Genomic DNA, 12327 nt, shown 5'->3' on the forward strand with positions numbered 1-12327 from the left:
GGCTCACTCCGCCGTGGTGGGATCGATGACGTTCATGACCCGGGACACGCTGTTGATGGGAAATTCACCCTTTTGGGCGTGCTCCCTGATCAGTCCCTCATTCGGCGCGATGTACACGCAGTAGATCTTGTCGCCCGTGATGTAGCTCTCCAGCCACTGCACCTCTGGCCCCATCTCGCGCAACACATCGCAGGACTTTTGCGAAATCGCCTTGAGCTCCTGTTGCGGCAGTGCGCCAGCGCCTGGAAGCTCGCGTTCAATAATGAATTTAGGCATGACAACTTCCTTTTCTTGAGGGTGATGACAGGGTCGGCAATGATCCTGTCGTCCACAAACTATCGCTCCCGGATACGCCGGCGTCCTGCCAATCGTCCGGAGAATTCACGAAACAGGGGATTCTCCGATGCGTGGTCGCCATTTGTAACGCCGCCTTGACAGATTGGCTTGCGTGGCCGAAACGGGTTAAGCGGCAGGCGGTTTGGCCTCTTCCAGCAATTGCCGGATCATCTGCTCCTGAGTCTCATACCGTCCCTCGCCAAAATGGGTGTAACGCACCTGCCCCTTGGGGTCGATCAGGTAATGAGCGGGCCAGTACTGGTTATTGAAGGCGCGCCAGATCGCGTAGTTGTTGTCGATCGCCACCGGATAGGTGATACCGAGTTTTTTCACCTGATCGCGGACATTGTCGATGATGCGTTCGTAGCCATATTCCGGGGTGTGCACGCCGATCACCACCAAGCCATCTTTCTCATATTTTTTCGCCCAGTCCTTCACGTAGGGCAAGGTGCGCTGGCAGTTGATGCAGTCATAGGTCCAGAAGTCCACCAGCACCACTTTGCCGCGCAGGGAGTCGTTGCTCAGTGCTGGCGAGTTGAGCCATTGGACCGCGCCAGCGAGTGACGGCATCGCGCCCTTGGCCGCGTCCAGGGTCGAGTCGGCCTTGACCTTGCTGACGACGTAATCGATGACTTTCGGTACGCTTTCCAGCAGGCGCTGTTCAACCGTGGTGACACCTTCGGACGAGGTACTGGCGAGCAACTTGTTGTCGGTGCCAGTGGCGATGACTGCGGCGGCGACCAACACCGCAACGCCCGTACCGCGCCGCAGCCAACCGGTCAGCGGAATCGACGGTTTCAAGCGATTGACCAGGCCGCGACCGGCGAAGATCAAAGTGCCCAGGGACAACGCGCTGCCCAGGCCGTACGCCACCAGCAGCAGACTGGTCTGAGCGTTGGCGCCTTGCAGCATGGCGCCGGTGAGAATCACGCCGAGGATCGGCCCGGCACACGGCGCCCAGAGCAACCCGGTGGCGACGCCGATCATTACCGAACCCGACGGGCCAGACATTTTGCGAGTGTCGGGATCAAGGCGATTGCCCAGCAGCACGAACGGGCGCGCCAGCCAGCCACCCATGCGGGCAGAGATCAGCGACAGGGCAAACAGCACCATCACGATCAGCGCCACATGACGGCCGGTGTTGCTGGCTTGCACCACCCAATCACTGCTGACCACCGCCAGGCTGGAGATCAGGGCGAAGGTCAGGGCCATGCCACCGAGGGTGAGCAGGATGGAAGAACGCGTGCGTTTCGCCCCGGCAAACAGAAACGGCACGACCGGCAGGATGCAGGGGCTGAGGACGGTCAAAATACCGCCCAGGAATGCGATGAGAAACATGGGAATCACCTTGAGAATGTGAAGGGCGATACACCGCAATTCCCACACTGGGACGGAGGGAATTGACAGAACCGGGCCAGGCTTCAGCCCTCCAGCTGCTGGCCCTGCGGCGTCCGGCTGTAGCCATTTTCGGCAACCAGTTGCCCTTGCGGTGTGCGGCTGGAACCATCCTCGGCCAGCAGCGGCGTCAGTTGGAAGCAGGTGCTGTTGCCACAACTGCTCTGTTCAACCACAGCGTTGGCATGGGCGACGGCGCCTGCTACGGAGAAGACGATGGCGGTCAAAACGCGGGTAATGTTGTTCATGATGTTCTTCCTGTTGCAAAGGGGATGGGTAATCGAAAGACTCAGTTGCCTTCGTTGCAGCCGTCAGCGAATTTGCTGTAATCCAGGACCCGGGTTTGGCCTTGGGAATCCAGGTAGGTCATCCGGGCATTCACAATCCCGCAGGCAGGTGTGGCGTCCTGTTTCATCGACAGCACTTTCTGGATGTCCAGGTGGGTGCCGTAGGTGTAGGTTTGAGGGGTGACTTCGGCCTCCGCCCGGGCCGACAAGGTACAAATGTTCAGGGCGGCAAACAGGCAGGCGGCGTACACGGCTTTGGTGTTCATGGTGGTTTCCTCTGGGCTTCCATAGGTCAATCGTTGATTGAGCCGAGGCGGTTGGGTGTGCCTCGATGGAACCTATTTGAAACCCGCGAGGTATCTCGTCTGTGTCTGGAACAGGCGCGAGTAAATCGCTGTGTATCGACGCCGGCCTGCGATACACAGCGATACAAAACCCCTGAAACCGGCTGTTTTTTTGCATCCCCGTGTATCCGCCCAGACGCCAGATACACTGCAATACAATCGACGGCAGGCGAGCGGGCCATGGCTCGATAGACTGCGCGACAACTCCCCTTCAAGAGGCTTCAGCATGGAACACGTCGATCACATTCTCATCGTGGACGATGACCGCGAGATCCGGGAACTGGTAGGCAATTACCTGAAAAAGAACGGCCTGCGCACCACCGTGGTGGCGGATGGACGGCAGATGCGCTCGTTTCTGGAGTCCACGCCGGTGGACCTGATTGTGCTCGACATTATGATGCCGGGGGATGATGGCCTGGTCCTCTGCCGCGAACTTCGCGCCGGCAAACACAAGGCCACGCCAGTGCTGATGCTCACCGCTCGCAACGATGAAACCGACCGCATCATCGGCCTGGAAATGGGTGCCGACGATTACCTGGTCAAACCGTTCGCCGCCCGCGAATTGCTCGCCCGCATCAACGCCGTGCTGCGCCGCACGCGGATGCTGCCACCGAACCTGATCATCACCGAAAGCGGTCGCCTGCTGGCGTTCGGTCGCTGGCGCCTGGACACCTCGGCCCGGCATTTGCTGGATGAGGACGGCACCATGGTCGCCCTCAGCGGCGCGGAGTATCGATTGCTGCGGGTGTTCCTCGATCACCCTCAGCGGGTGCTCAATCGCGACCAGTTACTCAACCTGACTCAAGGCCGCGATGCCGACCTGTTCGACCGCTCCATCGATTTGCTGGTGAGCCGCTTGCGTCAGCGTCTGCTGGACGACGCCCGGGAACCGGCCTACATCAAGACCGTTCGCAGTGAAGGCTATGTGTTTTCCCTGCCGGTGGAAGTGCTCGGTGCGCCGTCATGAACCTTGCGCTGCACTGGCCCCGCACGCTGGCGTCGCGGCTGTCGCTGATTTTTCTGATCGGTCTGATCCTCGCCCAGGCGCTGTCCTTCGGCGCTCAGTACTATGAGCGTTATCAAAGTGCGAAAAACACCATGCTGGGCAATCTGGAAACCGATGTCTCGACCTCCATCGCCATCCTCAACCGCTTGCCCGCCGAAGAGCGCCCGAACTGGCTACAGCGTCTGGAACGCACCAACTACGGCTATCTGTTGAATGAAGGCTCGCCGGGCACACCGATCGCGGCCCGCGATGTGCCGATTGCAGTCACCTCGATTCAGTACGCCATCGGCCGTGATTACCCGCTGACCTTTACCGACATCCCCGGCCCGAAAAAACACTTTCAGGCCCACCTGAAACTCAAGGACGGCAGCCCTGTGACCATTGATGTACGGCCTTCGATGGTGCCGTTGTCGCCGTGGTTGCCGGCGGTGTTGCTGGGGCAACTGGCGCTGATGATTGCCTGCACCTGGCTGGCGGTGAGAATCGCCATCCGCCCGCTCACCCGCCTCGCCCAAGCGGCGGAAACCCTCGACCCCAACACCCACGCCATCCACCTGGATGAAAAAGGCCCCACCGAAGTCGCCTACGCAGCCAGAGCCTTTAATGCAATGCAGGCGCGCATTGCGGCTTACCTCAAGGAACGCATGCAACTGTTGGCGGCGATTTCCCACGACCTGCAAACCCCGATCACCCGCATGAAACTGCGCGCCGAATTCATGGAAGACTCCAGCGAAAAAGACAAACTGTGGCATGACCTCGGCGAGATGGAACACCTGGTTCGCGAAGGCGTGGCCTATGCCCGCAGCATTCATGGTGCCACCGAGGAAAGTCGCCGCACCGATCTGGATTCATTCCTCGACAGCCTGGTGTTCGATTATCAGGACATGGGCAAAGACGTGCAGCTCGACGGCAAAAGCGCAGCCGTGATCAACACCCGGCCGCATGCGTTGCGTCGGGTGCTGGTGAATCTGATAGACAACGCGCTGAAATTCGCCGGTGCCGCAGAGTTGTGGGTAGAAACGAAGGCTGATGGCTTGTCAGTGAAGGTGATGGACCGTGGGCCGGGGATTGCCGAAGAGGAATTGGCGCAGGTGATGGAACCGTTCTACCGCGTGGAAAATTCGCGTAACCGCAGTACGGGAGGGACCGGGTTGGGGTTGGCGATTGCGCAGCAGTTGGCCATTGCGATTGGCGGGTCATTGAAATTGAGCAATCGCGAGGGGGGTGGGTTGTGTGCGGAGCTCAGGTTGCCGACACCTCACTAAACACCACGAGTCCCTGTGGGAACGGCCGGCCTATCCAACATTGATGTTGGCTGACACTCCGCCATCGCGGGCAAGCCCGCTCCCACAGGGATATCGGTTTTTTGGGAGATTGTGGGCGGTCAGGCGATTATGCCGATCACCCCTTCCCCGTGCATCTGCCGCAATAACGCCAACCCGTTGTCGATAAAATCCGGCGCCCCAACCATCTCCGCCTCCACCGCCAATCCGTCCAGCTGCGCTCGGCCATTAAGCTGAGGAAACGCTTCGATCCGCTGCAACAACCGCCACGCCAACGGGCTCAGTTCGGAAAACCGTACACCCCAATCCTCGGCCCGATGAACCAACAGTAACGTCGGCTGAACGGGCGGCGTGTCCGGTCGGTAATCTGGCCCCACCCTCTGCACCGGCCAGCCATACGCCAATGGCCAGGCCAGCGGCGAAACCTGCAACGGTCGATCCAGCAGCAATGCGGCATCGCCGGTCGGCAACGGCTCGGCGTCGGATTGTTGCAGTGCCATTTCGACCCATTCGTAATTCGCCAGCTCGACCATGAATGGCGGCCACGGCCCATCGCTCAACACCTGTGGCTCGGAGGCGAGGAATTCCACAAATTCCTGGGCAACCTCACCGAATTTTGGCGTTTGAGCGCGATAGTCCCTCAGGAAGATCCGCACCAATGCACGCCAATGATCATCGCCAAGCACCTTCACCAGCACTGGAAAAGTTCCGCAGAGTAACGACGACAGATTCGAAAACACCAGGTCGCGATAAACCTGCGCCCGTGCCACGTCCATCTCCGCGGGCGGCGCACAGTGTTCAGGGTCGCGCAAGTAACGGGTCAATGTGTCTTGCTGCTGATAGAGCGTCGGCTTAGCCATGATTCACCTCACCTTGCAGGCGGCGAATGGTCTGTAACTCGCTCACCAGGTCGGAAAATTGGGGAAAGTTGAAATCCCGTTCCAGCAGTGTCGGTTGCACACCAAACCGCGCGTAGGCCTCGGCCAGCAGCGACCAGACCACCGGTTTGACCGAGGCGCCATGGGTGTCGATCTTCAGCGTGTCGGACTCATCAAAATGCCCCGCCACATGCAGGGCAACCACCCTCCCCGCGTCGACGCCGGCCAGAAAGGTCTGGGGATCGAAACCGTGATTGATCGAGTTGACGTAGACATTGTTGACGTCCAGCAACAGGTCGCAATCGGCTTCACGCAACACTGCGTTGATGAAGCTCAGTTCGTCCATGTCCTGTTGTGGCGCGGCGTAGTAGGAGATGTTTTCCACCGCCAGGCGCCGACCGAGAATGTCCTGTGACTGGCGAATTCGGCCGGCAACGTGATGCACCGCTTCTTCGGTGAACGGCAATGGCAGCAGATCGTAGAGATGCCCGTCATCGCTGCAGTAGCTCAGGTGTTCGCTGTACAGCGGCACGTTGTGCTGATCGAGGAAAACCCGCACCTCTTGCAGGAACCCGACGTCCAGCGGTGCCGGCCCGCCCAACGACAAGGACAAGCCGTGACAGGACAATGGATAACGCTCGGCCAAGGCGCGAAAAGCCGCGCCATGAGCACCGCCGATGCCGATCCAGTTTTCCGGCGCGACTTCCAGAAAGTCGAAAGCGCCTACCGGGGCCGCTTGAAGATGCTTCATTAAACCGCGGCGCAAGCCGAGCCCGACGCTCGTCTTCGCTGATATGAGGGGAGTTTGCATGGTGTCGATCTCATCCTGGGATCCGGTCTCCAGCGTCTGAAAACTCAGTGCCAGCCGGCAATCCCAGTCAAGCGCCGCGGTGTGTCGGGTGTGTGTTCACAAACGCCGCTCTTCTCAGGCCACTGTATCGGACAGGCAGTCAGATACAGTGGGATACACGAACTAGACTTATTGATTACCCCCGCAGGGGGCCAGGACGCCGTTATCGTCCTGTTCATTCCCACGATCACCGCCCAAAGGTGCATGCCTCGACAAACAATGCCTCTGGACTCTGATCCTGCTGAAGGAGCACACATGATGGACGAGGCCAGACTCAATGATTTCATGGGCAAACTGGTGAACGACATGGGTGGCGCGGCGATGCTGGCCAACGTCATCCTCGGCGAAGAGCTCGGCCTGTACCGGGCCATGGCCGACAGCCAGCCTGTCACCCCCGAAGCACTCGCCGAAAAGACCGGCTGCAACACCCGCCTGCTGCGCGAATGGCTCAGCGCCCACGCCGCCTCCGGTTACATGGAACACCGGGACGGCCAGTTCCGCCTGCCTGAAGAGCAAGCCATGGCGCTGGCGATCGAAGATTCACCGGTCTATGTGGCCGGCGGTGTCGGCGTGGTTGCCTCGTTTTTCCATGACAAGGACAAACTGGTCAAGGCCATGCGCGGCAACGGCGCCCTGCCCTGGGGCGATCATCATCCGTGCATGTTCAGCGGCACTGAACGGTTCTTCCGCCCTGGGTACAAAGCGCATCTGGTCAATGAATGGCTACCGGCACTTGATGGAGTGGTGGCCAAACTGGAAGCCGGCGCCAAGGTGGCGGACATCGGCTGCGGCCACGGCGCCTCGACCGTGATCATGGCCCAGGCGTTTCCCAATTCACGGTTCGTCGGTTTCGATTACCACGCGCCTTCGGTCACCGTCGCCACCCAGCGCGCCGAAGAAGGTGGCGTGTCCGGCCGGGCGCGGTTCTTCCAGGGCACCGCGAAAAGCTATCCGGGCGACGACTATGATCTGGTCTGCTACTTCGACTGCCTGCACGATATGGGCGACCCGGTCGGCGCCGCAAAACATGCCTATGAATCGCTCAAGCCCGACGGCTCGGTGCTATTGGTAGAGCCGTTCGCCAACGACACGCTCGATGCCAATACCACGCCGGTGGGACGACTGTTTTATGCCGCCTCGACCTTTGTCTGCACGCCTAACTCGCTGTCCCAGGAAGTCGGCCTCGGGCTCGGCGCCCAGGCGGGTGAGGCACGGTTGCGCAAGGTCTTCACCGAAGCGGGGTTCACGCAGTTCCGGCGGGCCACGGAAACGCCGTTCAACCTGATACTGGAGGCGCGTAAGTAAACACTGCTGACTGCTGATCGTAGGAGCTGCCGAAGGCTGCGATCTTTTGATCTTCAGCGATTTCAACATCGCCGAATCAAGATCAAAAGATCGCAGCCTTCGGCAGCTCCTACGGGGCCGTGTTGGATTTCAAAGGGAAAGCTGTTGGCCAAGGTTTTCGGCTTTGAGAATATCGAACAGCGCCTGCGCCGCCGCCGACAGTTCATGCCCCGTCGTCAGCACCCCGATTGCCCGTTCCACCACCGGGTCGCGCAGGGTGATGCAACGCGCGCCCAGCTCGCGCATCTGCCCGGCGCATAGGGCCGGCACCGCACTGACGCCCAATCCGCTGGCGACCATCCGCCCGACCGTCGCCAATTGATGGCTTTCAAATTCCACCGGCAATTTCATGCCGCGCGTCTGTAAATGTTCTTCGAGCATCACCCGCACCGTCGATGGTCGCTGCAAAGTAATGAACGGCTCCTTGAGCAAGGACTGCCAATCGATGTCAGCCAGCTGCGCCAGCGGTGAATCGAGGGGCACTACCGCCACAAACCGGTCGATGTACAACGGGGTAAATTCCAGCGACGAGCTCTGGGTCGGTTCGAACGCTACGCCCAATTCCACCTGACGGTCGCGAACCATTTCCAGCACCTGCTCGTTGATCACGTCGTTCACGGTGACGTTGACCTTGGGGTAGCGCGCGCGAAAGGTCTTGAGGATCGGCGGCAACAGGTTGCCGGCAAACGACGGCATCGCCGCCAGCGTCACGCGGCCGCGCTGGAGGGTGAAGCGTTGGCGCAGTTCATCCTCGGCATTGTCCCAGTCTGCGATCAGCCGACGAGCCAAAGGCAGCAACGATTCGCCTTCGGCGGTTAGCGCAACATTGCGGGTATTGCGCGTGAACAAGCGCCCGCCCAAGCCTTCCTCCAGCGCCTTGATGGTCAGGCTCAATGCCGACTGGGACAGGTGCAGCCGCTCGCATGCCACGGCAAAACTCAAACTCTGGGCCACGGCGAGAAATGCGCGGATCTGTTTGACGGTCATGGCCACGGTCTCCACGGTAAGGAATATCCCATGTAGGAGCTGGCGAAGGCTGCGATCTTTTGATTTTCGGCTCCCCTTGAAGGTGTTGAAGATCAAAAGATCGCAGCCTGCGGCAGCTCCTACGCATTATTGAGTTTTATCCATCAATCAACCTTAAAAATCAACTTAACAAATCAATCATCCAGCGAGACACTCCTTCCCCATCCGGCTAGCCAGCCGCCCACAAAGAATAAAAGAGGTGCATATGGCAGGGTTCGACAAGCGCGTGTATTCCTACGAGGAAGCGATGGCAGGTCTTGAAGACGGCATGACTGTGATTTCTGGCGGCTTCGGCCTGTGCGGGATTCCGGAAAACCTCATCGCCGAGATCCAGCACCGTGGCACACGCGATCTCACCGTGGTCTCCAACAACTGCGGCGTCGACGGTTTCGGCCTCGGCGTATTGCTGGTAGACCGGCAGATCCGCAAGGTGGTGGCCTCTTACGTCGGCGAAAACGCGCTGTTCGAGAAACAGCTGCTGAGCGGCGAAATCGAAGTCGTCCTGACTCCTCAAGGCACCCTCGCCGAGAAAATGCGCGCAGGCGGTGCCGGCATCCCGGCGTTCTTCACCGCCACCGGCGTCGGCACTCCGGTGGCCGACGGCAAGGAAGTGCGTGAATTCAAGGGCCGCCAATACCTGATGGAAGAGTCCATCACCGGTGACTTTGCCATCGTCAAAGGCTGGAAAGCCGACCATTTCGGTAACGTGGTCTATCGCCACACCGCCCAGAACTTCAACCCGCTGGCCGCCACCGCCGGCAAGATCACCGTGGTCGAAGTCGAAGAAATCGTCGAACCCGGCGAGCTGGACCCGTCGCAGATTCACACCCCAGGCATCTACGTCGACCGGGTCATTTGCGGCACGTTCGAGAAGCGCATCGAACAGCGCACCGTGCGTAAGTGATCCCCTGCCCCCGGACCGAATGAAGGAATAACAACAATGGCACTTTCCCGCGAACAAATGGCTCAACGCGTCGCCCGCGAAATGCAGGACGGCTACTACGTGAACCTCGGCATCGGTATCCCGACCCTGGTCGCCAACTACATCCCGGAAGGCATGGAAGTCATGCTGCAATCGGAAAACGGCCTGCTCGGCATGGGCGCCTTTCCGACCGACGCCGAAGTCGACGCCGACATGATCAACGCCGGCAAACAAACCGTGACCGCGCGCATCGGCGCGTCGATTTTCTCGTCCGCCGAATCCTTCGCGATGATTCGCGGCGGCCACATCGACCTGACCGTGCTGGGTGCGTTTGAAGTGGACGTCGAAGGCAACATCGCCTCGTGGATGATCCCTGGCAAACTGGTCAAGGGCATGGGCGGCGCAATGGACCTGGTGGCCGGTGCGGACAACATCATCGTCACCATGACCCACGCCTCCAAGGACGGCGAGTCGAAACTGCTGTCGCGTTGCAGCCTGCCGCTGACCGGCGCCGGTTGCATCAAACGCGTATTGACCGACCTGGCCTACCTGGAAATCAAGAACGGTGCGTTCATTCTCAAGGAGCGCGCGCCGGGCGTCAGCGTCGAGGAAATCGTCGCCAAGACCGCTGGTAAACTGATCGTGCCTGACCACGTCCCGGAAATGCAGTTCGTTGCCCAGTGAGGAATTTTTCCATGCAAGAAGTCGTAATCGTTGCCGCCACTCGCACTGCCATCGGCAGCTTCCAGGGTTCGCTGGCGAATGTGTCTGCCGTCGATCTTGGCGCTGCGGTGATCCGCCAGTTGCTGGTGCAGACCGGGCTGGACCCGGCGCAGGTCGATGAAGTGATCATGGGCCAGGTGCTGACCGCCGGTGCCGGCCAGAACCCGGCGCGTCAGGCCGCGATCAAGGCCGGCCTGCCTTTCGCCGTGCCGGCCATGACCCTGAACAAGGTCTGCGGCTCGGGCCTCAAAGCGTTGCATCTGGCGGCGCAGGCGATTCGCTGCGGCGATGCCGAAGTGATCATCGCCGGCGGCCAGGAAAACATGAGCCTGGCCAATTACGTCATGCCGGGCGCCCGCACCGGTTTGCGCATGGGTCACGCGCAGATCGTCGACACGATGATCAGCGACGGTTTGTGGGATGCGTTCAACGATTACCACATGGGCATCACCGCCGAGAATCTGGCGGAAAAATACAGCCTGACCCGTGAACAGCAGGACGCCTTCGCTGCCGCCTCCCAGCAAAAAGCCGTGGCCGCCATCGAAGCCGGGCGGTTTGCCGATGAGATCACACCGATCCTGATCCCGCAGCGCAAGGGCGATCCGCTGGCCTTCGCCACCGATGAACAGCCTCGGGCCGGCACCACCGCCGATTCCCTGGGCAAACTGAAAGCGGCCTTCAAGAAGGACGGTTCGGTGACTGCCGGCAACGCTTCTTCGCTGAACGACGGCGCTGCTGCAGTGATTCTGATGAGCGCCGAGAAAGCCAAGGCCCTCGGCCTGCCCGTGCTGGCGAAAATCGCCGCTTATGCCAACGCGGGCGTCGACCCGGCGATCATGGGCATCGGCCCGGTGTCGGCCACTCGCCGTTGCCTGGATAAGGCCGGCTGGTCCATCGATCAACTGGACCTGGTCGAAGCCAACGAAGCCTTCGCCGCGCAATCTCTGGCCGTGGCCAAGGACCTGGAATGGGACTTGAACAAAGTCAACGTGAATGGCGGCGCCATTGCCCTGGGCCACCCGATCGGTGCCTCGGGTTGCCGGGTGCTGGTGACGTTGTTGCATGAAATGATCAAGCGCGATGCCAAAAAAGGCCTCGCCACCCTGTGCATCGGTGGTGGTCAGGGCGTGGCGTTGGCGATCGAACGAGCTTAAAAGCTTCGCGAGCAAGCCCGCTTGTATGATGAGACTTGAAAAACGATACCTGTGGCGAGGGGGCTTGCCCCCGTTTGAGTGCGTAGCACTCACAAAATCTTTGGTGCATCCAAGATTTTGGGGTTGCTACGCCGCCCAACGGGGGCAACCCCCCTCGCCACAAACTCTGATCCTCAGGCGAATTTCACCAGGTTCAAGACTGGCAACGGTCCGCCCGGAAACTGCACCAGCCGCGCTCCGACACTCAGCTCGCCCAGATCAATCCCGAAGAACCCCAACCGCTCGATCAATGCAGCCACTTGTGCCTTGGCCTCGGCATCGTCACCTGAGAGAAAAAGCACCCGCCGACCGCCCTCCGCTTTCGGGTCGCTCTCAAGCAGATGCGCCTGCAGGTGATTGAATGCCTTGACGACCCGCGCACCGGGCACCCATTCGGCAAACACTTCGCTGGACGGACGGCCCTGCAAATCCACCGCTTTGAACGATGGCGCCTCGATCGAATTGTTCGCATCGATCACAATTCGCCCGTCAAAATCTGGCAGCCCGGCCAGTGCCGTCGGTAACTTCGACCAATTCACCGCGACCAGAACGATCGGCTGCGCGGCCGCTTCTTCACGGGTGCCGGCCCGCGCTGTCGGCCCGAGTTCTTCTACCAGCGCGGCCAGGGTTTGCGGGCCGCGGCTGTTGGCGATGACGACTTCAATGCCCTGACGGGACAGTGCTTTGGCGAAGGCTTTACCGATGGCGCCAGCGCCGATGATTCCGATTGTGCTCATGGT

Annotated in this window: 14 protein-coding genes; 6 read left to right on the forward strand and 8 right to left on the reverse strand. The window is 60.4% G+C overall.

Annotated elements, in window-relative coordinates; translation table 11 throughout:
• Positions 1 to 3 precede the first annotated feature (3 nt).
• The 4 genes from BZL43_RS27430 to BZL43_RS27445 all read right to left on the reverse strand — a co-directional run bounded on the left by BZL43_RS27430 (position 4) and on the right by BZL43_RS27445 (position 2284).
• Complete coding sequence (locus tag BZL43_RS27430) at positions 4 to 276, reverse strand: DUF4242 domain-containing protein (protein ID WP_095635176.1); 273 nt, start codon at positions 274 to 276, stop codon at positions 4 to 6.
• A 186-nt stretch (positions 277 to 462) separates the two neighbouring features.
• Entirely contained in the window at positions 463 to 1674 is a 1212-nt protein-coding gene (locus BZL43_RS27435; RefSeq protein ID WP_095635177.1) for a cytochrome c biogenesis protein DipZ, read from the reverse strand.
• 83 nt (positions 1675 to 1757) lie between these two features.
• Complete coding sequence (locus BZL43_RS27440) at positions 1758 to 1979, reverse strand: hypothetical protein (protein ID WP_095635178.1); 222 nt, start codon at positions 1977 to 1979, stop codon at positions 1758 to 1760.
• Between the two features lie 41 nt (positions 1980 to 2020).
• Positions 2021 to 2284: a DUF2790 domain-containing protein gene (locus BZL43_RS27445; protein ID WP_095635179.1), complete on the reverse strand. Its 264-nt coding sequence runs from the start codon at positions 2282 to 2284 to the stop codon at positions 2021 to 2023.
• 304 nt (positions 2285 to 2588) lie between these two features.
• On the opposite strand from BZL43_RS27445, the gene BZL43_RS27450 reads away from it, so the two are divergent.
• Positions 2589 to 3329, forward strand: coding sequence for a response regulator (locus BZL43_RS27450; RefSeq protein ID WP_095635180.1), 741 nt, complete (start codon positions 2589 to 2591; stop codon positions 3327 to 3329).
• Positions 3326 to 4633, forward strand: a complete 1308-nt coding sequence (locus BZL43_RS27455; protein WP_095635181.1) for an ATP-binding protein — start codon at positions 3326 to 3328, stop codon at positions 4631 to 4633. Before BZL43_RS27450 ends, BZL43_RS27455 begins: the two co-directional genes overlap by 4 nt.
• 119 nt (positions 4634 to 4752) lie before the next feature.
• On the opposite strand, the gene BZL43_RS27460 is transcribed toward BZL43_RS27455, so the two are convergent.
• Both BZL43_RS27460 and BZL43_RS27465 read right to left on the reverse strand, forming a co-directional pair.
• A complete protein-coding gene (locus tag BZL43_RS27460) occupies positions 4753 to 5511 on the reverse strand; it encodes a DUF2063 domain-containing protein (protein ID WP_095635182.1) in 759 nt (252 codons plus the stop codon).
• Complete coding sequence (locus BZL43_RS27465) at positions 5504 to 6340, reverse strand: DUF692 domain-containing protein (protein ID WP_095635183.1); 837 nt, start codon at positions 6338 to 6340, stop codon at positions 5504 to 5506. The genes BZL43_RS27460 and BZL43_RS27465 overlap by 8 nt, the downstream gene beginning before the upstream one ends.
• 297 nt (positions 6341 to 6637) lie before the next feature.
• On the opposite strand from BZL43_RS27465, the gene BZL43_RS27470 reads away from it, so the two are divergent.
• Positions 6638 to 7684, forward strand: coding sequence for a class I SAM-dependent methyltransferase (locus BZL43_RS27470; protein ID WP_095635217.1), 1047 nt, complete (start codon positions 6638 to 6640; stop codon positions 7682 to 7684).
• A gap of 129 nt (positions 7685 to 7813) precedes the next feature.
• On the opposite strand, the gene BZL43_RS27475 is transcribed toward BZL43_RS27470, so the two are convergent.
• Positions 7814 to 8710 (reverse strand): LysR family transcriptional regulator, encoded by an 897-nt coding sequence (locus BZL43_RS27475; RefSeq protein ID WP_095635184.1) that lies wholly within the window; start codon positions 8708 to 8710, stop codon positions 7814 to 7816.
• Positions 8711 to 8954: 244 nt separating this feature from the next.
• On the opposite strand from BZL43_RS27475, the gene BZL43_RS27480 reads away from it, so the two are divergent.
• The 3 genes from BZL43_RS27480 to BZL43_RS27490 are packed head-to-tail and all read left to right on the forward strand — an operon-like array spanning position 8955 to position 11548.
• On the forward strand, positions 8955 to 9653 hold the full coding sequence (locus tag BZL43_RS27480) for a CoA transferase subunit A (protein ID WP_007896014.1): 699 nt from the start codon (positions 8955 to 8957) through the stop codon (positions 9651 to 9653).
• Positions 9654 to 9689: 36 nt separating this feature from the next.
• Positions 9690 to 10355, forward strand: a complete 666-nt coding sequence (locus BZL43_RS27485) for a CoA transferase subunit B (RefSeq protein WP_095635185.1) — start codon at positions 9690 to 9692, stop codon at positions 10353 to 10355.
• Positions 10356 to 10366: 11 nt separating this feature from the next.
• Positions 10367 to 11548, forward strand: a complete 1182-nt coding sequence (locus BZL43_RS27490) for an acetyl-CoA C-acetyltransferase (RefSeq protein WP_095635186.1) — start codon at positions 10367 to 10369, stop codon at positions 11546 to 11548.
• A gap of 173 nt (positions 11549 to 11721) precedes the next feature.
• Here the strand turns inward: BZL43_RS27490 and BZL43_RS27495 are convergent, their stop codons facing one another.
• Positions 11722 to 12324 (reverse strand): NADPH-dependent F420 reductase, encoded by a 603-nt coding sequence (locus BZL43_RS27495; protein ID WP_095635187.1) that lies wholly within the window; start codon positions 12322 to 12324, stop codon positions 11722 to 11724.
• Between the last annotated feature and the right edge of the window lie 3 nt (positions 12325 to 12327).

Origin of the sequence: Pseudomonas sp. PICF141 (assembly GCF_002286815.1) — a bacterium.
Classification (GTDB): domain Bacteria; phylum Pseudomonadota; class Gammaproteobacteria; order Pseudomonadales; family Pseudomonadaceae; genus Aquipseudomonas.

Coding starts and splice junctions, on each gene's coding strand:
- BZL43_RS27430 (WP_095635176.1), bottom strand. CDS start 276: ATGCCTAAATTCATTATTGAACGCGAGCTTCCAGGCGCTGGCGCACTG.
- BZL43_RS27435 (WP_095635177.1), bottom strand. CDS start 1,674: ATGTTTCTCATCGCATTCCTGGGCGGTATTTTGACCGTCCTCAGCCCC.
- BZL43_RS27440 (WP_095635178.1), bottom strand. CDS start 1,979: ATGAACAACATTACCCGCGTTTTGACCGCCATCGTCTTCTCCGTAGCA.
- BZL43_RS27445 (WP_095635179.1), bottom strand. CDS start 2,284: ATGAACACCAAAGCCGTGTACGCCGCCTGCCTGTTTGCCGCCCTGAAC.
- BZL43_RS27450 (WP_095635180.1), top strand. CDS start 2,589: ATGGAACACGTCGATCACATTCTCATCGTGGACGATGACCGCGAGATC.
- BZL43_RS27455 (WP_095635181.1), top strand. CDS start 3,326: ATGAACCTTGCGCTGCACTGGCCCCGCACGCTGGCGTCGCGGCTGTCG.
- BZL43_RS27460 (WP_095635182.1), bottom strand. CDS start 5,511: ATGGCTAAGCCGACGCTCTATCAGCAGCAAGACACATTGACCCGTTAC.
- BZL43_RS27465 (WP_095635183.1), bottom strand. CDS start 6,340: ATGCAAACTCCCCTCATATCAGCGAAGACGAGCGTCGGGCTCGGCTTG.
- BZL43_RS27470 (WP_095635217.1), top strand. CDS start 6,638: ATGGACGAGGCCAGACTCAATGATTTCATGGGCAAACTGGTGAACGAC.
- BZL43_RS27475 (WP_095635184.1), bottom strand. CDS start 8,710: ATGACCGTCAAACAGATCCGCGCATTTCTCGCCGTGGCCCAGAGTTTG.
- BZL43_RS27480 (WP_007896014.1), top strand. CDS start 8,955: ATGGCAGGGTTCGACAAGCGCGTGTATTCCTACGAGGAAGCGATGGCA.
- BZL43_RS27485 (WP_095635185.1), top strand. CDS start 9,690: ATGGCACTTTCCCGCGAACAAATGGCTCAACGCGTCGCCCGCGAAATG.
- BZL43_RS27490 (WP_095635186.1), top strand. CDS start 10,367: ATGCAAGAAGTCGTAATCGTTGCCGCCACTCGCACTGCCATCGGCAGC.
- BZL43_RS27495 (WP_095635187.1), bottom strand. CDS start 12,324: ATGAGCACAATCGGAATCATCGGCGCTGGCGCCATCGGTAAAGCCTTC.